General features: G+C 30.5%; 24 protein-coding genes. 1 reads left to right on the forward strand and 23 read right to left on the reverse strand.

The features are described 5' to 3' along the window. Positions 1–362 precede the first annotated feature (362 nt). Entirely contained in the window at positions 363–815 is a 453-nt protein-coding gene (locus FYJ83_RS15165) for a GNAT family N-acetyltransferase (protein ID WP_154441963.1), read from the reverse strand. Positions 816–1,515: 700 nt separating this feature from the next. On the opposite strand from FYJ83_RS15165, the gene FYJ83_RS15170 reads away from it, so the two are divergent. Further along, positions 1,516–2,502: an ABC transporter substrate-binding protein gene (locus FYJ83_RS15170; RefSeq protein WP_326828353.1), complete on the forward strand. Its 987-nt coding sequence runs from the start codon at positions 1,516–1,518 to the stop codon at positions 2,500–2,502. Between the two features lie 136 nt (positions 2,503–2,638). Here the strand turns inward: FYJ83_RS15170 and FYJ83_RS15175 are convergent, their stop codons facing one another. The 22 genes from FYJ83_RS15175 to FYJ83_RS15280 all read right to left on the reverse strand — a co-directional run bounded on the left by FYJ83_RS15175 (position 2,639) and on the right by FYJ83_RS15280 (position 23,484). Then, a complete protein-coding gene (locus FYJ83_RS15175; RefSeq protein ID WP_154441913.1) occupies positions 2,639–3,877 on the reverse strand; it encodes a nitrogenase component 1 in 1,239 nt (412 codons plus the stop codon). Next, entirely contained in the window at positions 3,878–5,152 is a 1,275-nt protein-coding gene (locus FYJ83_RS15180; protein WP_154441915.1) for a nitrogenase component 1, read from the reverse strand. Continuing rightward, positions 5,149–5,904, reverse strand: a complete 756-nt coding sequence (locus FYJ83_RS15185; RefSeq protein WP_154441917.1) for a nucleotide-binding protein — start codon at positions 5,902–5,904, stop codon at positions 5,149–5,151. The genes FYJ83_RS15180 and FYJ83_RS15185 overlap by 4 nt, the downstream gene beginning before the upstream one ends. Continuing rightward, positions 5,901–6,731 (reverse strand): ABC transporter ATP-binding protein, encoded by an 831-nt coding sequence (locus FYJ83_RS15190; protein WP_154441919.1) that lies wholly within the window; start codon positions 6,729–6,731, stop codon positions 5,901–5,903. Before FYJ83_RS15190 ends, FYJ83_RS15185 begins: the two co-directional genes overlap by 4 nt. A gap of 19 nt (positions 6,732–6,750) precedes the next feature. Beyond that, positions 6,751–7,791, reverse strand: a complete 1,041-nt coding sequence (locus FYJ83_RS15195; RefSeq protein WP_154441921.1) for a FecCD family ABC transporter permease — start codon at positions 7,789–7,791, stop codon at positions 6,751–6,753. After that, positions 7,791–8,843 (reverse strand): FecCD family ABC transporter permease, encoded by a 1,053-nt coding sequence (locus FYJ83_RS15200; RefSeq protein ID WP_154441923.1) that lies wholly within the window; start codon positions 8,841–8,843, stop codon positions 7,791–7,793. The genes FYJ83_RS15195 and FYJ83_RS15200 overlap by 1 nt, the downstream gene beginning before the upstream one ends. 280 nt (positions 8,844–9,123) lie before the next feature. Next, positions 9,124–9,954 (reverse strand): helix-turn-helix transcriptional regulator, encoded by an 831-nt coding sequence (locus FYJ83_RS15205; protein ID WP_154441925.1) that lies wholly within the window; start codon positions 9,952–9,954, stop codon positions 9,124–9,126. Between the two features lie 561 nt (positions 9,955–10,515). Then, on the reverse strand, positions 10,516–11,490 hold the full coding sequence (locus FYJ83_RS15210) for a DUF4367 domain-containing protein (RefSeq protein ID WP_154441927.1): 975 nt from the start codon (positions 11,488–11,490) through the stop codon (positions 10,516–10,518). A 2-nt stretch (positions 11,491–11,492) separates the two neighbouring features. Further along, entirely contained in the window at positions 11,493–12,059 is a 567-nt protein-coding gene (locus FYJ83_RS15215; protein ID WP_326828354.1) for an ECF subfamily RNA polymerase sigma factor, BldN family, read from the reverse strand. A gap of 262 nt (positions 12,060–12,321) precedes the next feature. Next, entirely contained in the window at positions 12,322–13,239 is a 918-nt protein-coding gene (locus FYJ83_RS15220; protein WP_154441929.1) for a helix-turn-helix domain-containing protein, read from the reverse strand. Between the two features lie 261 nt (positions 13,240–13,500). After that, the gene (locus FYJ83_RS15225; RefSeq protein WP_154441931.1) at positions 13,501–14,307 is read right to left on the reverse strand and encodes an alpha/beta fold hydrolase; all 807 of its coding nucleotides are present in this window, start codon (positions 14,305–14,307) and stop codon (positions 13,501–13,503) included. 16 nt (positions 14,308–14,323) lie between these two features. Continuing rightward, positions 14,324–14,944, reverse strand: coding sequence for a TetR/AcrR family transcriptional regulator (locus FYJ83_RS15230; protein WP_154441933.1), 621 nt, complete (start codon positions 14,942–14,944; stop codon positions 14,324–14,326). Between the two features lie 265 nt (positions 14,945–15,209). After that, positions 15,210–15,560, reverse strand: a complete 351-nt coding sequence (locus FYJ83_RS15235; RefSeq protein ID WP_154441935.1) for a DUF2200 domain-containing protein — start codon at positions 15,558–15,560, stop codon at positions 15,210–15,212. 166 nt (positions 15,561–15,726) lie between these two features. Further along, positions 15,727–16,611, reverse strand: a complete 885-nt coding sequence (locus FYJ83_RS15240; protein WP_154441937.1) for an alpha/beta hydrolase — start codon at positions 16,609–16,611, stop codon at positions 15,727–15,729. 188 nt (positions 16,612–16,799) lie between these two features. Continuing rightward, a complete protein-coding gene (rlmH, locus tag FYJ83_RS15245; protein WP_154441939.1) occupies positions 16,800–17,279 on the reverse strand; it encodes a 23S rRNA (pseudouridine(1915)-N(3))-methyltransferase RlmH in 480 nt (159 codons plus the stop codon). Between the two features lie 147 nt (positions 17,280–17,426). Further along, entirely contained in the window at positions 17,427–17,729 is a 303-nt protein-coding gene (locus tag FYJ83_RS15250; RefSeq protein WP_154441941.1) for a hypothetical protein, read from the reverse strand. Between the two features lie 64 nt (positions 17,730–17,793). Next, positions 17,794–18,543, reverse strand: a complete 750-nt coding sequence (gene surE, locus FYJ83_RS15255) for a 5'/3'-nucleotidase SurE (RefSeq protein WP_216584539.1) — start codon at positions 18,541–18,543, stop codon at positions 17,794–17,796. Between the two features lie 19 nt (positions 18,544–18,562). Then, complete coding sequence (gene htrA / locus FYJ83_RS15260) at positions 18,563–19,708, reverse strand: serine protease HtrA (RefSeq protein ID WP_154441943.1); 1,146 nt, start codon at positions 19,706–19,708, stop codon at positions 18,563–18,565. Between the two features lie 12 nt (positions 19,709–19,720). Continuing rightward, positions 19,721–20,515 carry an MBL fold metallo-hydrolase gene (locus FYJ83_RS15265; protein WP_154441945.1) on the reverse strand — a complete coding sequence of 265 codons (795 nt, stop codon included), beginning with the start codon at positions 20,513–20,515 and terminating at the stop codon, positions 19,721–19,723. 135 nt (positions 20,516–20,650) lie between these two features. Continuing rightward, positions 20,651–21,505, reverse strand: a complete 855-nt coding sequence (locus FYJ83_RS15270) for a two-component system regulatory protein YycI (RefSeq protein ID WP_195838023.1) — start codon at positions 21,503–21,505, stop codon at positions 20,651–20,653. A 21-nt stretch (positions 21,506–21,526) separates the two neighbouring features. After that, a complete protein-coding gene (locus FYJ83_RS15275; RefSeq protein WP_154441949.1) occupies positions 21,527–22,954 on the reverse strand; it encodes a hypothetical protein in 1,428 nt (475 codons plus the stop codon). A gap of 29 nt (positions 22,955–22,983) precedes the next feature. Next, positions 22,984–23,484, reverse strand: a complete 501-nt coding sequence (locus FYJ83_RS15280; protein WP_154441951.1) for a hypothetical protein — start codon at positions 23,482–23,484, stop codon at positions 22,984–22,986. Between the last annotated feature and the right edge of the window lie 47 nt (positions 23,485–23,531).

Raw genomic sequence — 23,531 nt, forward strand, 5'->3', positions numbered from 1 at the left:
TGCTGCTTAAGATGGTATTACTAATAATTATTTAATCAAGGATCGCTATCGCTTTCCTCCTTGACAAAATAATTACTAGCAATTTAAGAAAACCACAGCATTATTCAGAGAAAATTTTTCAGAGGTCGTGTCACATATGTTTGACTTCTCTAGAATAAAATTATTTTAAAAAACTATTGACATTGACTTCGAAAAGTTATATACTATAATTGGATAATAGTAATCATCTGCTTAAAAGTGGCGATATAATTTTATATTATCACTCTTGTTTTGTTATGTCAATAAAAAAGACATTTGTCATTAAACGAATGTCTTTTTCTTATATAAAATATTTCTATGAAAGATATATCCTATCATCAAATTTATAAATCTACACAATATATACGAGAACTGTCCCCCCAAGGATGGTAGCCCGTACCTATATATCTAAATCCATATTTCTCATAATATCCAATATGCCCTGTACAAAGATATAAGTAAGAAAAGCCACCTATCTTTGCATCTTTCTTGGCCTGTTCCAATAGAATAGAGCCATAATCATTTCCTCTATATTCTTTCTCTATGTATAAAGCACAAACCCAAGGATATAAATCCATGCGACTAATAAAATCGTTGGTAATAAGTCCAGCACAACCAATTATCTCCCCTTTGTCCATCAGCAAATACCATTGTGGCAACGAGTTTGATGTAGTAATACAGTTTGTTATGCAATCACTATAGACATTCATACTATCTTGAGATGCCCATTTACTTTGAAAATATTTAATTGCTACATCTTTATATTCAGGAGACTTTTTTATGGATATAATCTTCATATACATCACAACTTTCTATTATATATTCATTCTTTACCTGACATAATTCTATTTATCTACACCATAAAATATGGATTTTCATAATTACAGTATAATTTCTAATTTATTAATCATAAAAGTATGGTTCTGGAGGCTTTGAACATTTGCCCTAAGTGTTTCTAATACTGCCTATAAAGATTATTAAACTTTATGTTCATCCTTGAGCCATTATTGAAATATTCTCTGTAGCTTAAGAATTAATATATTCTTTAGAACACTATTAAGTCGAATTTTTCCAAGTTGTACCTCTATATAAAATCTACAATAACATAACTAAAGAAATAACATCAGTAAAGTTAACTAAACAATGTACTGCTATGGATAATTTTAATAAGTCCTTTTTATATACCCAATAAAATAATTGTAAAACTCCTATAACTCTTGCAATAATCATCCATAGTGACTATAAGTGATAGACCGTAAATAACACTGTGTTTTAAGAGGTTTGTAGATTTGATTTGTAGGTTAATAATAAGTAGATGGCTTTCTTTTGATACTGTAGATGATAAAATAGACCCATTTATTCTTTCATAAATGATTCAAAAATAATCCATAGGACTTTCAGAATTTATCTATTCCAATATAAAAATCCCTTTGCTATACTTGAATCTAAGATTAGTTACCCAAGGCTAACTAACAAATTTATAATGGAGGACTTAATGTGAAAAAACTTATAGTATTAATCATGGTTTTAACCTTACTTACAGGGGTTTTAGCTGGTTGTAGTAAAGCACCAGTGGAAGATAATAACACAAATATATCTGAAAACACATCAAATGTAGATGAAGGAGGTCAAGAACCAATTAAGGAAGCAGTTTGGCCTAGAACCATTACAGATGCAGCAGGAAATGAGATTGTTTTGAAGAAACAGCCAGAACGAATAACTCTTCTCCATGTGGTTTATATGGAACATTTTCTAGCACTTGATACACCTCCCACTGCAGCAGCTATAGGGAATAAATTGGGGGAAACTGAAGGACTTGATAAGTCAGAGTTATTTGGACCTTATCTTGAAAATGTGGACATGACAGTAGTGGGCAGTTCTAGGGATTTGAATCTTGAGGCAGTTTTAGAGTCAAATCCAGATTTATTAGTGACTTTCCATAATCCTGCTGGTCTTGATGCCTATGATCAGCTTGTAGAAATAGCACCAGTGGTACAGCTAGATTATAATTCCACATGGCAAGAACAGCTTTTAATGATTGGAAAGCTTTTAGGAAAAGAGAAAGAAGCAAAAAAACTTATTGTGGAAATTGAAAAGGAAATCTCTGACACAAAAGATACATTGGCATCATATGAAGATAGAACCTTTGGGCTTTTCCGTACTGATGGGAAAAATTTTATTGCCCAAGGAACTGCAAAGTACTACAAAATCTTTGGAATTACAAAGCCAGAAGGATTTTCAGATGCTGCTGATTCAATGTCTTTGGAAGCCGTAGCAGAAATGAATCCATATTATATTGTGTTTCAGCATAATTATGACATGTCTAAATCCTTTGTTGAAAGTATGGAATCTTCCTCTGTATGGCAATCTATGGATGCAGTTAAAAATGGACGAATTTACTATTTTGATGAGAATATGAATAGTTTCGGACCACTAACATTACGTCTTGCAGCTGAAAAGCTAACTGAAATGTATTCTAAATAAGGTATTGTAAAACAACTTATACTTTTTCAAAATAAAAATCTCTTTTCTGGCAAGAGTCAAAATAAAATTCAAACCAGAAAAGAGATTTTTTTATAACTAATAGAAAATTTCTAATTCAATGACATATATATTTATTCTAATCATGATCCTGATCTAAGGCAGCATTAAGCCATAAATCAATTAAATTAAGAGCACCTCTAAATCCTACAAATGGAGATAGATAAGGATTTAATCTCCATTTTGTATCTGGATTGGATATTTGAAGTGATAAATTTCCTCCTCCCCATTCAAGAGCTTCACCACTAGCCATTAATAAACTTTTTTTATTTGATTTTATTATAGCTGTCCACTCTTCCTCTGTTAAATATGGAATTTCTTCACTAGACATATCAGATGAATCGCACCAACAAGGTCCCTTATTAAACATCATTTCTTCCGTTGCATAGGTAAGTATCCCTTTTACCACATCTGCATGGCCACCTAAGCAAATTGTACCTTCCTCAGGATGAGAACGGAATATGTGCTTAAAAAATGGTATGGTAGGAAGTGTTTGATTTTTCGCTATTTCTTCTTCTGACTTTATAAATTCTATATTAGAAGGAATATTTAATATCTTTTCAATATCCTCAATCCATTTAATGGTACCTTTAATACCATAAGGTCTACCTACTAAATAAGGAATACCAAATCTTTCTTGTAAATATTCAGCTGCAGGAATTCCTTCCCTCCTTATGACTAAATTTATACTTGCATTTCCCATATTCCATATATCATCAACATTGGTATGAGAAGTCATAACACATGTAGGCGTTATTCCAAAAGATCCTTCCATAATTCTAATAAGCTCATCTGCATCAGCTTGAAAACGAAAGAGATCTGCACAGGAACCTATAATATTAAAGGTCTTCTGTTTAGATTTCTCTATATCTATAGGTAAAGTTTTAACTAAAAGCAAAAGTGCCTCTTGGACTCCTCTATATCCAAAGACATCAAAACCACCATATCCAAATGGAATTAACGGAATATCTGGATATTCAGGTTGAAGTTCTTTGCATATTGCTGGTAAATCTGTGCCTATTACTTGTGGAACTGAAGATGGAAGTAAGAAAATAACTTTTGGTTTATCTTTCTCTACAATTTCAGCAATAGCTCGATTCAGTCTTGTTGTATCTCCTAATGAAATATCTGCTTCATCAATATGAGTGGAATATGTTTTAGCCATACCAGACACTCCTGCTCTATTTAGAAACATCCTTCCATACATCATATGTCCCATACATCCATATTCTATTATTGCAGAATCCCGTATTGGTGCAAGAGTTCTCAAAATTCCCATTCTTCCTGACAGAGGTGGGCTAAATCGATGAAGTCCCATTTAAATCCCTCCTTTATTTTTATGATTTTCTAAAGTATTCATAATTCTATTTAATAAAAAGCTTGTTCTTTCATATCCTATTTGACCATATAATTCATATAAATAAGACACACAAGGTACTTTCCCTGTTCCTTCAAAGATTTCTCCAAAGGACAAATCTGGTTCTAACTCTTCTAACACTGGTGCATCTCTTTTATCATTCACCATATGACAAACAAAAGGATTTATTCCTACTTCTTCTAGTTTTTTTGCCCATTGACGATCATCTGGATAAAATTCTTCCATATGAAGCAGAATTGGTATCATATTAAATTTATTTAAATAAAAAGCTAAAGCCAATGGAGGTATTGGATTTCTACCTGTGGAAATATATCTTAATCCCCCTAGCTCCTTTTCTGCTTTTTTTTCCGCCATTAGAGCTTTTTCCCTAAGCTCATCAAATCTATTATCCCAAGATATACTTAATATTTCCTCTATTTTTCTATATGTTTCATCTATTTCTAAAACATTATAAATCTCATGTAGGCTTATAAATGGAATACTAAATTGCTTATCCATCATATCTGCCAATGGATTCATATATGGAGAAATAACTAGATTAAGCTTTGCATCTGTAGCCCCAATGAAATCCTTAATATCTGATTTCGGTGCAAGCATCCGTAGATGAAATCCTTTTTTTTCAAGTTCCATTAGAAGTTCTGGCATTGGAATATTATCCTCATCTGTACTACGTCCAAGTATATTAACTATATTAGAGTTTATATCTCTCTTTTCCATCATACCTCCAAAAGATAATAATGTTTTCCAATATCCTGAAGGATGGCTATTGCATCTAAAATGTCCCATCAATACTGAGCTAAGACGAGCTTTTACCTGAGGTTGTACTTCATGAATAATTCCTTCGATATCTTCTCCTATTACTTCTGGAACACAGGTCAAAATCACCATAATGGCTTCTGCTCCTTCTTTGTCCATTTCCTTTATGGCATCTATTACTCCCTTTCTACATCCAAAAACCACTTCATTAGAATCCAAAACATACATCCAATGCAAAGTTTCTTCTGAATATCTGGCTTTTTTAACCACATTTCTACTGTAAATACTACATTCTGCAGTTCCTACTACTAAAGTAGACATTCCTCTAATATTTGTACTTAAAGCTAGGGATGTATGCAATGGACAGTGGCTTCCAGGAAAAGCTGCTGATGTTAAAAATTTTATTCCAGCATTTGATTTAACAGAAGCTATCTTTTTTAGATGCTGTATTCTATTCATTTAGCATCACCTCCATCTAATAATAGCTTAGCTAAATTTCTATAATGCTCTGCCATATCTGAATCTGGAAATGCTTCAACCACAGTTTTTCCCTGTTCTTCTGCTTTTTGTACTAGAGGATGGCGAGGCATACGATATATAACAGAGGTCTCAATTTCTTTTGCAGCATTATCCACCAACTCATTTTCACCTTCAATATTTTTAGCATTAAGTATAAGGCCTTTTAGAGAAGCATATCCCCTATTTTCAAAACTTTTAACTGCATAGGATATATTTGAAGCTGCATATAATGACATCATCTCTCCAGAAGTTACAATGCACACTTCTTCAGCATATCCGCCTCTAATTGGCATTGCAAAGCCACCGCAGACCACATCTCCCAAAACATCATAAAGTATTATATCAGGATTATATTTTTCATAGGCATCTAATTCCTCTAACTTTTCAAAAGCTGTAATTATTCCTCTGCCAGCACAGCCTACACCTGGAACTGGTCCACCTGCTTCAACACATAGAACTCCCGTTGTACTCTTATATACTAATTCTTCTAAATCAGCGTCTCCATTTTTGCGAAGTGTCTCTAATACGGTAGGAATATTTTTTCCACCAGTTAAATTTCTGGTAGAATCCGCTTTAGGGTCACAACCTATTTGTAATACAACTAATCCCATAGATGCCAATGAAGCTGATATATTGGATACAGTAGTAGATTTTCCTATACCACCTTTTCCATAAATAGCAATTTTTTTCATATATTCATACCTCCACATATTTTTGCACACATATTGTTTTTATTTTTAATCAAATCATATGAAATACAGGTGAGACAACCTTTTCGTGGATCCCTAACTATATGAGCATCAATATTGAATACTTCTTTTAAGATTTCAGGGGTCATTACCTTTTCTGGATCTCCGTGAGATATAATTTCTCCACAACGAATTGCCACCATATGGTCTGCAAATCTAGAGGCCAAATTTAAATCATGTAATACCATTACAATTGTTTTATTTTGTTTCTTATTTAGATTATATAAAAGCTCCAGAACTTCAAGTTGATAAGATAAATCCAAATAAGTAGTAGGCTCGTCCAATAAAATAAGATCAGTTCCCTGTGCTAATGCCATAGCTATCCATACTCTCTGTCTTTGACCACCAGAAAGGTTATCTACTATTGTTGTTTCAAACTCCAATATTTTTGTGACCTCTAAAGCCCATTGAATTATTTCTTTATCTTCTTCCTTTAATTTCCCAAATCCTTTTTGATGTGGGAAACGTCCATATGCCACCAATTCTCCCACAGTAAGTCCAGATGGAGCTTGTGGAGACTGGGGAAGTATTGCCATTTTCTGTGCTATTTCCTTTGTGGTCAAATTATGAATATCCTCACCATTTAAGTAAACAATACCATCCTTTGGCTTTAAAATACGACCCACCGCCTTCAATAAAGTGGATTTACCACATCCGTTAGGTCCAATAATAGTAGTTATTTTCCCTTTTGGAATACACATATCTAGTCCCTTAACTATGAGCTTTTCCTCATATGCAATGCTTAAGTTTTCTGTATTAATACTATTCATCTATTTTCAACTCCCTTCATTACTGCGTATTTCTTGACAATAGGTATAGGAAATAAGGTGCTCCTACAATAGCAACTACAATTCCTGTTGGAATCTCCAAAGGCTGCACTATTATTTTCGCAATAGTATCAGATATAGATACTAATACTGCCCCTATTAAGGCACAGGTAGGAAGTAATATCCTATGTTTTGGTCCAACTAATCTTCTTGCCAAATGAGGAGCTATTAATCCTACAAATCCAATACTTCCACTTACAGATACAGAAGATGCTGCCAAGGCCACTGCTGCTCCTAATAGCAATTGCCTTTCTCTTTCTACTTCTGTCCCTAAACTATATGCCAATTCATCCCCAAGGTTTAATATATCTAATACTCTTGATTTCATCATTATATACGGAACAAGTATTAGAATCCATGGCAATAAAGTCATAACGAAATTCCAATTACTAGCCCATATACTTCCAGCCTGCCAATTAGCAACAAAATCAAATTGTGTATCATCTAACTTTATAACAAGCAGAGTAGTTAATGCAGATATTCCTGCCTGTATAGCTATTCCAGTTAATATCAACCTTAAAGGGGCGACTCCTTCTCCCTTTTTATATGATAAAATATATATCAAAATAGCCGTAATGCCTGCTCCAATTAAAGCTAAAAACGGTAAAGTAAACACTGATAAAAAAGACTTAGCACCAAAAAACATTACATACAATATAACCATTAAGCCAGCTCCTGCATTTATACCTAGTAAACCTGGATCTGCCAATGGGTTTCTAGATATACCTTGAATTATACATCCAGATAATGATAAGCCTATACCAACAAGAATTGATACCACTATTCTTGGAAGCCTAAATTTAAATAGAATCAGTTTTTCCTTATGACTTCCTCCACCAAATAGGGTTTTTAAAGTATCATTAGGAGATAGTTTCGTATATCCTGTATTCATACTAATAACAAAGGATAATATTAATAATATAAGACAAGTTATTAGTATGGTTATATTACGTTTTGCAACCTTATTTTTATGGGCTTCGTTTTTTTGTTTAATATTCTCCATTATAGTGCCCTCCTTTCCTTACGTGCTAAATATAGAAAAAATGGCACTCCAACTAAGGCTATTAAAGGGCCTATAGGAGTTTCAAATGGAGGATTTAAGGTTCTAGCCCCTAAGTCTGCAACTACAACTAATATTGCCCCTAATACAGCAGATACTGGAATAATCCACCTATAATCCACACCTACAAGATATCGTGCTAGATGTGGTATTATAAGTCCCACAAATCCTACTGTCCCTACTACAGATACAGAAGCTCCTGCTAATATAAGTACTATTATTGATGAAAGAACATTTATCATGGCCGTATTCAGCCCAAGACCTTTAGCCACATCTTCTCCTAAACTTGAAATAGAAATAGAGTGAGATAAAATAACTCCACCTATTAATGCACCTATAATCCATGGAAACATAATCTTTATCTGTTCCCAATTTGAACCTGCAACTCCACCCACTGCCCAAAACATAATATCCTGTGCCACGTTAAAATACAAAGCTATCCCTTGACTTAAGGATGACAATAAAGCACTTACAGCTGCCCCTGCCAATACCAATCTCATGGGAGTAGCTCTTCCTCGTCTAAATGAAGCTATGCCATTAACAAGTGCTGCTCCAAATGCAGCTCCTAGAAAGGAAAATAAAATAATTTGTATATATTTCATCTTAGGAAAAAATGCAAAGCATATGGATAAAGCAAATCCAGCTCCAGCATTAAGACCAAGAAGACCTGAATCTGCCATTGGATTTCTTGTAATTCCCTGCATAATAGCTCCAGCTACGGCAAAAGCAGCTCCTACTAAAGCACTGGCTATAACCCTAGGGAAGCGAATATCTAAAATAATAAGATGATGAGTATTATTTTCATCAAAACTAAATAATACATCCCATACTGAAGAGAGGGGTATTTCTATAGAGCCTTTAGTTATGGAAAAAGCCATAAGAAAAAACAAAAACCCTAACCCTAATAATATAATCAGTAAGGCAACCCATGTTCTTCCTTTATCCACATATTCTATATTTTTAATTTCAGTTTTTGTTTTGTTTGAACTTACCATTTATTTTTCTTGCCCTCCCATTAATTTATTTAGTTTCTAGTATATAAAATAATTAGCCAAATGCAGACTATGGTAGCAGTTTGCATTCGGCTAATTATGTCTATTCTTAGAAAATTTAAATTGATTTATCTACTAAGATAGTCATAGTCAAAGATTAAGTGGTATTTAGTGATGGCTAAAACTAATACTATTTTTTTTATTATTTGCTTACAGTTGATAATCACTCTCAATCACATTGTTTAGTATAGCATATAAAAATTGAATTTAGAATGAAGCAATCTTAAATTGAATATGGATTATTCCTGAATTTATCCCTATAAATACTAGGTGCTATCCCAAAATTCCTTTTAAATATTCTGCTAAAATAAAGGGGATCCATATATCCAACACTTTCCGCAATCCTGCAAATTGTATTTTCACTGTTAATCAATAGTTCTTTAGCACAGTTTAATCTATATTGTTTTATATATTCTCCAGTTCCCATTCCTGCATATTTATTAAATGCATAAAACAACTGATTTTCATTTACTTCATTTTTTTCTGCTAGTTCCTTTACTGTTATATTATCCATATAATGATTATGGATATATGAAGACACTTGCCTAAATAATGCTTCGATGCCTTTATTTTGTCTATTCTGAACGCTTATAAAGATTTCTTCTAGTATAGATCTGAAAATATTCTCTCTTTGAAATCTAGCAATTTCATGTTCTTTTTCTGAAATATCTTTTAATCTCCATAAAAGAGATGTCAACTTAGGATTTCCACCTATATCTAACTTAAAATGTATATTATGTAAGTTTAATCCACTTTTATTTAAGTAATTAATATCATATAAAACTATAATAAACTCCCAATTACTATTATCTATAACTTGTTTACCTAAATCCATATTGGCCCCACCATGGACTATACTCCCAACTTCTGTAATATAAGGGGTTCCATTAAAAGAATATTTTGCCCTTCCATGAATAGGAAATATAAATCCTGGTAATGGAGCTGATTTTTCAAAACCTTTACTTCCAGGACTAATTTTATAATGGGATACAGTTTGTACCTTAAAATGATTATTTGCAAAATGAGTTACTAATTTATTTAAATCTATTTCCATTTTGTATTCTCCTTTATATTTTTTGTTTCGTGACATAATTATATAAATTCCTTATAATATATTTTATCGATAATGATTATCTTTATCAAGATATTATATGTTTACACTTGGCTTAAATTAGAAGGTATGATACTAATAAAAATAGGATAGTAGTTTTCACAGTATTGAACATATTAAAATTATCATATAAAAAGGACTATCTATGATTAATTACTTAAAATCTAGTAATATAATTGAGCACAAGATTAGCATAGGAGAAATTAATTCTATTTTATTTAGGTCAGAATATAAACAAATATTAATAAAAGCTGCTTATATAGTATTAGTGTAAACATGGAATAAAAGAGCATAACTTGAGAATGCTGTCCTCAAACCCATGACGTTTATCGGACTTGTCTCTTCAATGAATGAATAAAGAACGGATAGCCTATTAGCCATCCGTTCCTGTGTAAAATTCTAACAACACTATTCAAGCTGCTCCTCAGCATTGATTTATCTTGTTATTAGATAAAAATACAGTATATTAAATTATCATTGAAATATTAGTTATGACTTAACTTTTTATTTAATGGACTCTGCAATTTTTATTAATTCATCTTTTGTAACCTCACCTCTACCTGATAAAGCATAAATAATACCTCTCATTTCCCAATCTATATTCCTATCACTGTAAATAACAGCATCTACACCATTAATTTCTATTTTTTCAATTTTATCTCCTCCAGTTGCATATGCAGTTTCTTCATCTGCAAATCGTTGCTGCATATAGATATATTTTCCTGTCTCTTCATTAGTAAAAAACAAACCAATATATTTAGAATTCTCTACAATACCATTTTCATCTTTATAAAATTCTGCTCTATCAAATTTATATCCTTCTGGTAAATAAGTAGGAAGTATAACGTTGAAACATGTATAATCATTTAATTTACTAGAATCTTCAACTATTAAATTCTCTTCTTGTCTCTTTTTCTGCTCTTCAACTACAGTTATTATCTCACCTGTTGCACCATCTATATGAGATATTTCTATTCCATCAGCTGTATATATCTTTTCCATATCTCTTGAAAATACCTCTAGTGGATTTCCATCTTTATCAAATATCTTACCTTTTAATTTATCTGGAATAGGATATGACTCCATTTCTACAAATTCATCTTCATATACTGTTATATGTCCCAGTGATATAGTTTTTACTATTTTTCCCACTACCTCCTGGGCAAATGACGTCTGCATTATGGAAAAACCTAACCCACATATTAATGCAAAAGATGCTACTTTACCTATAAAATGTTTAGATTTTCTTGAATTTTTCATAATAACTTCCTCTCTATATTCATTAATATTTTTTATAGTATTATCAAATACTTCTTTTTTGTTGCTATTTTTACTAAAATCCTTATTAGTTAAAGACTTTCCTAGTTCTAGCAGTTCGTAATATTCTTCTGATTCCATTATTTTTTCTTCTTCTTCAATTCCATTGATATATTTATCTATATCTGTTGAGAATCTATTTTCTATACTTTTTCTACTCATACTTAATTTTCCTCCTTTTTTAATTCCTTATTTAGTTTTTTCATGGTTCTATAGAGGATTATTCCAACATTACCTTCAGTAATATTTAGTATTTCTGCTATTTCTTTGTTCTTTAACTCTGCTCCAAATTTAAGTTCTATAATATTTCTCTCTTTTTTATTTAAAATAGTTAGTGCCTTAAAAAGTTCCTCATTTGTTTCTGATATTGCTACCATATCTTCTGGATTTTTCTTTCTTGATATTAACTCTTTAATCGTATCTATGGATATAAATGTATGTTTCTGGGAACTTCTAAAATAATCATTTACTGTATTCCTTGCTATGGCAAATAACCATACTTCAAATGGTGATTTTTTCTCAGAATAAGTATCTATCTTTAGCATAATCTTTTCAAAAACTTGGCTAGTCAAATCTTCTGCTGTGTAGTAACATCTCACCCTATAATATATATAGTTATAAACTCTTTTATAATAAGCTTCAAATATACTAGTAAATTCTTTTTCTTTATTATATAACTCTTCTTTACTACTCTGTCTACTTAAAACATCTATAGATGTAATTTGCTGCACTTTAAAACCTCCTTTACTTTTACTTAGCTAAGTAGTAGGCGATGACTTCCATCCCCTCTCATATGTTAATACGAAGGATTTTAGTTTTCATTACATATTATTTAGAATTTATTATTTAAAATTAAAAAATAAGGTATCTTAATTAAAAGACACCTTACTAACCCATAGCTTATTCTATCCTAAATATACCTCAAAAAACAAACATAAAGTGATATATCATAATTCTATTATAAAAATTATTTCAAGACATATATAAAAAGTCTTAAATATATTTTACTGATAAATCATTTAGTTCAGCTATTATCTTTTCATTATTCAGTTTTACTGCTATTGGCAAAAATATTTCCAATGTTTCTTTTGCCTTCTCCTTCCAACGACTTTCATTCATAAACTCAATTGTTCTCATATTGTGAAGTCTTTCAGCTAGTTTAATCATTATTACATCTTCATCAATTATATTATCATCCCTATTAAACTCCATTACACCTTTGATAATATCTATCGTTCGGTTAGAAAATTCCTTTTTAACTTCTTCAAAAGAAATGCTAGATTCCTCCAAAATAATATCATGTAGCAAACTAGCTACAACTGTTTCTTCATTTGCCTCCATCTCTGACAAGAGAATAGCGACATTAATTAGGTGTGTTACATAATCATCCTCTGAATATCTCTTCTTACCATCATATGCTATACAAGCAAGTTCATATGCCTTATTAATCTTTTCATTGTCGTATTCTAACATATTTTTATCTATAGTTTTTATCAGTATTTCATATAGTTCTTCTTTTGTAGAATGAATGGGCGTATAGTTCATAAATACATGGCTCATATTACAATTACCTCCTAAACTATTAATTTGAAAACTAAATGCTCTCAAAAGTGCTGGTGAAAAGCCAAACTTATTTTTAAATGCTTTTGTGAAACCACTATGTGACTGGTAACCACAATTAAATGCAATATCAATTATTTTTTTCCCATTTGATATTTCTTCTGAAGCCTTAATCAGCCTTCTTTCTTTTACATAATCCATAATTGATAATCCCATTTGTTTTTTAAATATCCTTGAGAAATGGTATAATGAATATCCTGCATTTTTAGCTATATCTTCTGCTTTTATAGGTTCATTAATATTTATCTCAATATATTTTAAGCTGTTAAATATAATTGTTTTAATTTCCAACCTTTTCACCTTCTTTATTTCACGTGGTAATTATAATATATATGCTTTTTATCTAAAGTTCTTTTCCATTCCTGCTATCTATACTAAAAATATTTTTAATATAAGGTTAAGCTTTATCCTCCAAAATTATATAGGATAATTTTTCAAAAACAATAACTAGAGTACCTTAACTAAGATACCCCAATAAATCTTGTCCATACCTTTTCTTTTTGCTAATTCCTATTGGTTTAACTGGCAAAGCTTATATTTTAATAGATATTTCTAAGATATAAGAAATCTTAATACTTGTCGGTTAAAATCTTTAGTCTCTTCATATGCTCCATGTCCAAGACCTTTGTACAAAATCAACTTGCTTTTATTTATTCTCTCAGCCATTTCCTTGCTTGCATTTTCACCTACAATTTTATCACTATCACCACCTATTACTAACGTAGAACATTTAATTTTATCCAATTCATCATAGGCATTATGATGAAGACATGCATTAGACTGAATAATGAATCTATTGAAGTCTTTTGGTTTCCCAGCTTTTGTGAGAATTGGATAGCACAACCTATATTTTTTAAGTCTATCCTCCGTAAAGGTTTTTTCCATAGTATCTATAATTAAATTTTTATAATCATTATTCTTGGCCAATGCTATCCAGTTTTTTATAACTTTCTGCATATTATCATTTTGCTTAGAAACAGATACTCCTATAACTAGTTTATCTACCATTTGAGGATAATCAATAGCAAGGTATTGAGATATCATTCCTCCTTGTGAAATACCCATTACATAAGCATTTTGTATCCCTAGATTCTCCATTGCAATCCTTTGATCCTCTGCCATCTCTCTAGTTGAATATCCCTCTTCAATATGATTCTTTCTACTAAAAAAATATACTTTATGTTCTTTAGCAAATAGTTTATACATTACTGTAAGCAATATTTTTGTTCCTTTAACAGTTTTTAATCCGTCTCCTAATCCTGGAATAATAATAAGGTTTTTTTGACCCCTACCAAAAGTAACATAGTTCATATCCGTTGCACCAATTTCTACCTTCCCTTCTTTTGCTCCGTAAAACATTACAGTTCCCCCCTATTTAATCATACATTCCTTTTTTTAGTATCTCAATATACTCTCCAAGCTCTCTTATATAGCAGTCCTTAATATCATTGATATTTGAATATCCATCTGCTTCTTTGATAAACTTTTCGTTAAGCCCTTCTAGAACCCATCTTATAATATTTAAAATCCTTTCTCTATCCCACCTCAATTTCTGTATTTCAGCACTTTCTATTATATTATTGTAAAAAGAAAGCCCAGTAAGCTTATATCTTTCTACAGTTTTCTTATATATACTTGAGTTGTCGTCATTAAAAGCACGGTTTATGAGATTATATTTATCAATGTTCTTTATATACCAATTGAATTCTATCTCTGCATATTTAAGAATAAATTGAAATAGTTCTCCTTTAAGCTTTGACAACTCATCCTTTAAATCCTTTATAAAATCATCTATGATATAATCCAATATATAAAAATATAAATCCTCTTTATTAATGAAATATTTAAATAGACTTCCTTTTCCTATGGAAGCTTTCTTAACAATGCTATTAGTAGATGCTTCATTGTAACTATATCGTGCAAATTCACTTAATCCTGCATTTATAATTCGATTCCTTTTGTCCATATCTAATTCATAAAATAACTCTTTAGGCATACTTCTTCTCCCTTGTTTATTAACTACTTAAAATTTACTTAATGACCACATGGTCACTAAGCAAATAATATAATCTACTTCACTATTTGTCAAGCTTTAAACATTTATTAAATATATACTGAAAATATAAAAAAGGCTAGATTTACTCTAACCTTTTAATTTTACATTCTTTCTCTCTTATCAATAAAATTATATTTCAATATAAATCTCATCAAATCATGGATAAAATGAAGAATTAGGATTTTTATTAACTCTTCATTTTTAGTTATTTTCGTAAAATCTTGTCCATAGCTTTTCCCTTTGCTAATTCATCAATAAGCTTATCTAAATAACGAATTTCTCGCATTATTGGTTCTTCTATATTTTCTACTGGTACGCCACAGACTACACCTTTGATTAAAGTTCTAGAAGGATTCAATTGTGGTGCTTCTGTAAAGAAGGTTTCAAAATCTGTTTGTTTTTCCAGTTGTATTTTTAACTCTTTCTGACTATAACCTGTCAACCAACAAATGATTTCGTCAACTTCTATTTTGGTACGTCCCTTTTTCTCAACCTTTGCAACGTAAAGTGGATAAACTCTTGCTATACTCATTGTATATAGATGATGTTTGCCCATTATACGCCCTCACTTATATAGTATTATCTGAATTAGTCCATTAAAAATCTTTATTAGCAATATATCATTTTGAACTGTATAGTCATTTATCATAAGGTTCACCGTACCTCTTTAACAGCAGTTTTTCAATAAGTACTAAGATACCTTTCCAGTAAAATGGCTTTCATTAATATTGCTCTATCTCATTATGAAACGCTTGAATCACCTGACTAAATTCTAGTGGATATTGGAATGCAACATATGCATGACTCCCTCCAGGAATAACCACAACCTGACTTAACCTCAAAAGCTTTTGAAAATTTTCTATACCTGCTTTTATTTCCTTTGACTTCCATTCTTCTTCACTGGGTAGCATTAAAACCGGACAAATAATATTTTCAAAGTATTTTTCAAATTTGATATCCCAAAAATCTTCTAAATATTTATCTATTACCCATTTAGGACAAGCAGATATATATTTCCCATCTCCTGTTTCTGAACTATTATATATTTCAAATTCCTCAATTTGCTGATTCCACAAAATACCACCTTGTTCATAATTCTGCTTTGCCATCTTAACTTTTTCAACAATTGAATCAAAAACAGGATTGTTTTTCTTTGCTCTTTTAGTTCGCAGTTCTATTTTCTTATTTGGTATTTCTTCTTTTGCTATATCACATACACCATTTTTACCAAAGTAGTTCTGAATCGCACCTTCTGCCACAATAGACTGTATCCTTTCTGGAAAATGTGATGCAAGATTTACTGCAATTTCTCCTCCTAAAGAACTGCCCACTATATGTGCCTTTTCTATTCCTAATTGATTCATAACATCTATAATATCTATTGCCATATTGTCTAACGTGTATCCACTTACTACTTTCTCTGACTTCCCATGTCCTCTAAGGTCCAACGTAACTATGTGATATTTATTAATAAAATATGGTACAACTCCATTCCATTGTGCTAAGTTTCCCCCTGAAAAATGTATAAACACAATTGTTTCTCCATTTCTAGGATACTGATTTACTTCTAATTCCGTTCCATTGGCTTTAATTCTCAATTTCTCCAATATCTTGCCCCCTAATATTAAACAATAATATCAATGCTACTATGTTAAATATAAAAAATAATCAATTTCTATTTTTCCCAGTATAACATAACTGTAACCTATTCACAATAAATTAAGGTTCAATTAAAAAAGTAAATGCTAAGCATCTAGGTTACACAGTTATCAAATGTAACCCTTACATCTAGCATTTACTTATGATACGGTTCGCCCTTTATTATCCTCCACCCCCTATAAACTTGTTCAAGTAAAATAAGTCTCATTAGCTGATGTGGAAAAGTCATATTTGAAAAGGATAGTTTGAAATCACTTCTAGTGGTTACATTATTAGACAATCCTAATGAACCCCCTATGACGAAAGTAATATCATTTACTCCATTTATCATTAGATCTTCTATCTTTTTTGACAATTCTTCTGAGGATAATTGTTTACCTTTAATTTCCAGGGAAATAACAAAAGAATTTTGAGGAACTTTGGCTAAAATTCGCTCCCCCTCCTTATTCTTTACGATTTCCATTTCCTTTTCAGACAGATTCTCAGGTGCCTTTTCATCTTCAATTTCTACTATATCCATTGAACAATATCTTGATAGTCTTTTTAAAAATTCTTTTATACCTTCTTGTATATATTTTTCTTTTATCTTTCCTACTGCAACAACTCTTATATTCATAGTCTTTTCCTTTCATCTAAATATATCTTCTTATATACTACCATAAATAGCCTAATTTTAATATTCAGATTAACAAAAACAAGTGTACAATCCTGTACACTTGTTTAATTATTCATTATTAGATATTCATTTTTTATTGTCTTTAAATCACTTTATCATATTGTCTCTAAAAAATACTATAAGTCCATAATTAGCTAATATATCCATGAATTGATTATGAGTTGAACCTTCTAATGCTCTCATTTTGGAATTATCTTTATAGGACCTTTCATTTCTCTCTATTTCCTCTTGAAATACTCCGATAGCCTCTTCCTTAGTCTCTAAGTTTTTCAGTAAGTCTATGTACCTGTCATATTCTTTAGATAATTCATCCATTACAAATCTATCTAACTCTGGGTATCTCCTTACATATTCCTTTAAGACCTCTTCTTTGCTCCTAATCTCAAACATAGTTTTTGCCTCCTTATAGTAAGTATCATTTAAATACTACCCAGATATTATAATATTTAATCAATTATATCCAAGTTTTTATCTCTTCTAATAATTTAAAATTTGTTAAGTCATAATAAAGGGGTGTTACTGTTACATATCCCTTGTTTAAATAAAATCTATCTGTATCTTCTTCTGCTACGGAGTCCTTTCTACCTTTAAGTCTTAGTATCTTTTCTCCTTTTTCATTATACTCCGTAAGGTAATAATCATAGATAGGTCCACCTATCTTACAAACCTTTATACCTAATATATCCTCTTCACTTTTATATGGAATATTTATATTTAATACAATATTGGATTTCAACAACTTATCCATAGAATTTTCTAAAATTTGTCTTACATATTTAGCTGCAATATCAAATCGTGCAGTATCTTCTTTTACTTCAGCAGATATGGCTACAGAAGGGATATTATATATATTTCCTTCTATTGCTGCTGAAACTGTTCCTGAGTAAAGTATATCTAATCCTGAATTAAACCCAAAATTTATCCCTGATAAGACTAAGTCTACTTTTTCCTCTGATAAAATTTCTAGGCCTACTCTAATACAGTCGGCAGGAGTTCCTGAAACACTATAAGCCTTAGACTTAAGTCCCTCTAAATCCACTTCTTTTACTATTAGTTCATTACCTAATGTAATAGCATGGCTTTGAGCTGATCTTTGCATATCTGGCGCCACTATGATTATTTCATGTTCCTTTTCTAACTCCTTTGCCAATGTATATATACCCTCTGCCATTACTCCATCATCATTTGCTAATAATATTCTCACTTCAAACCTCCTACTTACTTTAAAATTTTGTGAATTCTATTTCTACTTTTATATCTTGACCATTTCTATTGATTGTTAAAACTGTTTTATCTCCAATCTTATACTTATAGAGTATCTTTCTTAATTGAACCATATTTTCAACCTTTTGATTGTCAATTTTTGTTATTACATCTAAAATCTCTAAATTGGCTTTTTGTGCTGGAGAATTTGGTAATATTTCAATGATTACTACTCCGCTATCAGTGCCTAATCTAGTGCCAAACTCCCTTTCAAATCTATCTACCTCTGCTCCTTGAAATCCAATATAAACACTACTAAACTTACCATCTTTAATAACTTCTTCTGCTATGGGTTTAATTAGATTTATTGGAATAGCAAATCCTAGTCCTTCACCAGTCTTTATTTTGGCAGTGTTTATACCTATTACAGCACCTTCGCTGTTTAAAAGAGGACCACCACTATTTCCTGGATTTATAGAGGCATCTGTTTGTATCAAATCCTCAATAATATTGTACTCATCTACTTTAATAGAACGGTGAAGTCCAGAAATAACTCCTGATGTAACCGACCTTTGAAAATCTAATCCTAATGGATTTCCTATAGCAACTGCCAACTGTCCTACTTCAAGTATATCAGAATCCCCAAATTCTGCCACCTGTAAATCTTTAGCTTCTACTTTTACTATGGCTAAATCAAGGGAAGAATCATACCATAAAACCTTTCCTTGTATCTTATCTCTATTTTCAATCAGTACTGATATTGACTTTGCCTTACCATCTCCAATTACATGAGAATTAGTTAAAATATATCCATTTGAATCTATAATTACTCCCGAACCTACACCTTCTACATCTCTTGACCAAAATAATTCTCTCATTTCCTGGACAGTAGTTATTCCTACTACTGACCCTATGGCTTTTTTGGCTACAGCTGTCACTGAAGTTATATTTTCTGTTGGAGTAATAGTTATCTCATTTATGGGACTTACCCCTTTTCCCTGATATAATTCTGGCATGGGAAGAAATTTTCCATATAAGTAGGTAGGCGCAATATAAGAACCAAATATTCCTCCAATTATAGCTGCCACTAATGCTACTATAAAATATGAAAAAGTCCTATTTTTCTTAGGTGGTCTATTGTAACTATAATAATTATAATCGCCCATTTTAACTCCTCCTTATAAATTATATACCTTGGTTATTCTATCTCTATATGTTAAATCCAATTTAATATCCTTATCTACATTTATTCCTTTGTTTACTAAAATTTCCTTTACTGTTCTATGAGCTAAATCTGGTGTATTATTATCTTTACTTAAATGTCCCAACAATATGGTTTCTCTATTACCTGATATAACTTCTCCTAAAACATTTCCAGCATAATCATTGGATAAATGTCCACTTTCACTAAGTATTCTTTGTTTCAGTGGCCAAGGATAAGTACCATTTTTCAGCATATTTACATCATGATTGGATTCCATTAAATATAAATCAGAACCTTTTATATGGTTCTTTATATTATCATTTACCCAACCTGTATCTGTTATAATACTGATTTTAATCTTTTTATAAAAAAATATATACCCAACTGGTTCTAAAGCATCATGAAATATATTAATAGGAAGAATAGTTATATCTTTTATATCTAAATGTTCTTCCGTTACAAATGATTTTATGTTATTCTCTTTTATTTTACCAATGGATTTTTCCATTCCTAACCAAGTGTTGCAATTGGCATAGATAGGTAAATCGTATCTTCTTGAAAGAACCCCTACTCCTCTTACATGATCAATATGTTCATGGGTTACTAGTATGCCGTCTAATGTATTTGGTTCTACTTCTATGGATGATAATAACTCCTCTATTCTTTTTCCAGAAAATCCTCCATCTACTAATAATCTTGTATTGTTAGTTTCAATATATTGACAGTTCCCTGAACTTCCACTGGATAAGGAACAAAACTTAATATCCATTCATAATTCCCCCATTTTGTAATATGCTTTTTATTTAGCTTCAAGTAAGGATTTTATTATAGCATTTATTTAGAAGCCTTTTTTATATTATAGTACATATACATAAAAAAAAGAAGAATTTGAAATTCTTCTTTTTTAATTATTATAGTTATCTATAATTACTTTATATCCATCATCAAATAAAACTCTCCAAGCAGGCATAGTTTTACCTTTTTTTGCCTCTTTAGGATCCTTCATATAATCATTGTGATCTGTTGGTTCAAAATAATAACATAGGGATATATCTTTTATGGTTTTTCCGTATACTTCCTTCATACTCAAAAGACTTAGAATAGATTTTGGAGCTGTACTTATATATATTGGAGTATCTCTTTCCTCTAATATATTTAGCCATGTTCTTTCCATTCTCTTGACTCCAGTTTCATCCAGTTCTATAATAGTAGAGGATTTCTCCAGATATCTATCCTTATACAACTTTGAAAACTCTAAATAATATCCATCCTCTTTTAATGATATATAGGATAATACCATATCTGAAGTATCATATTTTCTTTCTTGTAAAAATTCCAATGCAATATCTTTAGCCTTTTCTTCATCTAAGTCCTTGTACTCTTTTGTTGTCTTTTTATTTTCATAGACTAAATTCTTTTTATTTGTAACTATTATACTTTCATTTTCAAAAAATATTTCAGCCGTGTTTTGTTCCTTAGATTCAATAGTTCCATTACCTTGAAAAAAATTATTATTTACTTTCGTAAAATCTACAAAATCATATTCTACTATTAAAGTACTTAGACTGGGGATCTCTCTAGATATATTTGTATCTATAAAAATGTTTTTGCTTTTTAAAATTTCAGTCACATCTTCTATAAAACCTTCTTTTGTTGTTGTTTCCACTTGTCTTTCGCTTGAAAGTAATACGAACCCCAATAAAATATTGGTTATTATAAATGCAAATATTAAGATGGTTTTCGCCTTTGACCAGTCCACATAACTCACCATCCATCCTAACTAATTTTTTTCATATACTAATGAACCGTCGTATACATTAAATGCGTAAAGTCCGTCTCCCATTCTTATGACCCAAACAGGTATCAATTCGTCTTCTATATCTTTCAGACATGGGTCAAAATAAGATAAAGTAATATCGTTTATAGTCTCTAAAACCTCTGCTTGAACAGGTTCCTCACCTTCTAATAATTGAATATCATTCTTTTCTAAATACTTTTCCACTATAAAATCAATATTCATATCTAGTATATCAAAGGAGGCTAAATTTCTCTTCGCTTCAGGAACACTTTCTACTGACTTATTCATATCTTTTCTAATGAAATGTTTATATGACCTTATATGATCATTAAATACTTCTATTTGTACAAAATCTGTTACTTCTTCATTTCCAAGAATTATAGGTATACCCTTAACTCTATATCTAAATGTTAGATTATATCCTAAATTATTATCTACTTCAATTTCTTCTACTTTAGCTAAGTACATTCCTTTTGGAACTCCTGGACTTTTAGATATGAATTCTGATGCCGTAGTCAAACTTTGATAGAGATTTCGCTTTCTAACTAATTCTTCTAGGGGATGGAAATACTCTAAGGAACCATTTATATTTAACTTCAAAACTTTTTGATTATATATATATATAGTAGAACCATTACTTTCAACTATTTCTCTAATATAATCAATATTTTTGTTAAAAAACTTTTCTACTAGTTCTTTCTTTTCTTCTTCATCTAAATTTCTGATTTCATTTTCTACATGTATTGTAGGCAATGTGCTTTTCATTTCATATGATATATAGGTATCATTATTTACTTCTAAAGCTTCTTTCATAGAAAAATAATTATTATAATTCCGATTTTCTTTAATTGAATTGATTTGTTTTTTTAAATTATCTAAATCCATAGATTTATCATATATCAATAGATTTTTCTCTCCATCTGAAAAAACACAAAAAGAATCCTTATCTACTAGAGAGATATAAATGCTTTTAACACTAGGTAGATTATCTACTATTAGATTAGGATCTTTAACATCTAAGGATTTAGCTAATATATAGGTATTTACTTTTTCGGGAAAATAAAATACTAAAGACCTCTTTCCATTATATGTTGAAAACTCATCATTTGGTAATTCAGAAATTTCAATGCTTTTTGAACCTAATATATTATTTAAAACATTTCTTGAGTTAGTCCATAATCTATGTTTATAATCGTCATAGAAAAGAGTATGGTTTTTATAACCAAAATTTAACAGATATTTATTAGGTACTATCATATCAGACAATAAATATGATACACCATAAACTTCTTTTTTATTGTTAAATATATTAATCATTTCATTGGGAAGTTCAATCCATAAGCGTTTTGTAAATACTAAACTAATACATACTAATGACATTAATATGAAAGTCTTGAATCTTTCCATCATTCTAACCATCTCCATATCACTAGAAAGTACTATTTAAGTATTGTTATTATATCTGTAAGCTTAACTTCATTTGTATGATTTCCCGTATCTGTTGTCTTTACATATACGATTATTTCAATCGGTGGAACATCTTCTACTTCAAAAATAATAATTATTTTATTGATTCCTGTTACCAATTCTAATTCTTTATCAAAGAATCCCATATTACCAGATTTAATAGTATCACTAGATATTTCAATGTAATCATCTTCATCTGGTAATTTTAGTAAATCAAAACTTTTTCTTGTAAGATCAGTTGTTCCATATACTTCTATTGTAACTTCTGTTCCAGATGGTGCTTTTCCATTTATAAAAGTAATCTTATCCTCTGTAGAATAAGCTTTTTTTTCAGGGTTTATAACTTGATACTTTGTTATATCAATTTTTTGCTCAGTATTAATTTTTGCATCTTCTGTAGCTGCATTTCCAACTGAACTAATAGCAAGTAGACTAGCACCTATAAATAGACTAGCCAATATCTTTTTCCACATAATCTATCCTCCTTTACTTTTACTCTGATTACATTATATAGTAACTA

Source organism: Tissierella pigra (assembly GCF_009695605.1).
Classification (GTDB): Bacteria; Bacillota; Clostridia; order Tissierellales; family Tissierellaceae; genus Tissierella; species Tissierella pigra.

What these genes read in the sequence shown, in the direction of transcription:
- FYJ83_RS15165 (WP_154441963.1), bottom strand. Translation starts at nt 815, where the DNA reads ATGAAGATTATATCCATAAAAAAGTCTCCTGAATATAAAGATGTAGCA.
- FYJ83_RS15175 (WP_154441913.1), bottom strand. Translation starts at nt 3,877, where the DNA reads ATGGGACTTCATCGATTTAGCCCACCTCTGTCAGGAAGAATGGGAATT.
- FYJ83_RS15180 (WP_154441915.1), bottom strand. Translation starts at nt 5,152, where the DNA reads ATGAATAGAATACAGCATCTAAAAAAGATAGCTTCTGTTAAATCAAAT.
- FYJ83_RS15185 (WP_154441917.1), bottom strand. Translation starts at nt 5,904, where the DNA reads ATGAAAAAAATTGCTATTTATGGAAAAGGTGGTATAGGAAAATCTACT.
- FYJ83_RS15190 (WP_154441919.1), bottom strand. Translation starts at nt 6,731, where the DNA reads ATGAATAGTATTAATACAGAAAACTTAAGCATTGCATATGAGGAAAAG.
- FYJ83_RS15195 (WP_154441921.1), bottom strand. Translation starts at nt 7,791, where the DNA reads ATGGAGAATATTAAACAAAAAAACGAAGCCCATAAAAATAAGGTTGCA.
- FYJ83_RS15200 (WP_154441923.1), bottom strand. Translation starts at nt 8,843, where the DNA reads ATGGTAAGTTCAAACAAAACAAAAACTGAAATTAAAAATATAGAATAT.
- FYJ83_RS15205 (WP_154441925.1), bottom strand. Translation starts at nt 9,954, where the DNA reads ATGGAAATAGATTTAAATAAATTAGTAACTCATTTTGCAAATAATCAT.
- FYJ83_RS15210 (WP_154441927.1), bottom strand. Translation starts at nt 11,490, where the DNA reads ATGAGTAGAAAAAGTATAGAAAATAGATTCTCAACAGATATAGATAAA.
- FYJ83_RS15225 (WP_154441931.1), bottom strand. Translation starts at nt 14,307, where the DNA reads ATGTTTTACGGAGCAAAAGAAGGGAAGGTAGAAATTGGTGCAACGGAT.
- FYJ83_RS15230 (WP_154441933.1), bottom strand. Translation starts at nt 14,944, where the DNA reads ATGCCTAAAGAGTTATTTTATGAATTAGATATGGACAAAAGGAATCGA.
- FYJ83_RS15235 (WP_154441935.1), bottom strand. Translation starts at nt 15,560, where the DNA reads ATGGGCAAACATCATCTATATACAATGAGTATAGCAAGAGTTTATCCA.
- rlmH (WP_154441939.1), bottom strand. Translation starts at nt 17,279, where the DNA reads ATGAATATAAGAGTTGTTGCAGTAGGAAAGATAAAAGAAAAATATATA.
- FYJ83_RS15250 (WP_154441941.1), bottom strand. Translation starts at nt 17,729, where the DNA reads ATGTTTGAGATTAGGAGCAAAGAAGAGGTCTTAAAGGAATATGTAAGG.
- htrA (WP_154441943.1), bottom strand. Translation starts at nt 19,708, where the DNA reads ATGGGCGATTATAATTATTATAGTTACAATAGACCACCTAAGAAAAAT.
- FYJ83_RS15265 (WP_154441945.1), bottom strand. Translation starts at nt 20,515, where the DNA reads ATGGATATTAAGTTTTGTTCCTTATCCAGTGGAAGTTCAGGGAACTGT.
- FYJ83_RS15275 (WP_154441949.1), bottom strand. Translation starts at nt 22,954, where the DNA reads ATGATGGAAAGATTCAAGACTTTCATATTAATGTCATTAGTATGTATT.
- FYJ83_RS15280 (WP_154441951.1), bottom strand. Translation starts at nt 23,484, where the DNA reads ATGTGGAAAAAGATATTGGCTAGTCTATTTATAGGTGCTAGTCTACTT.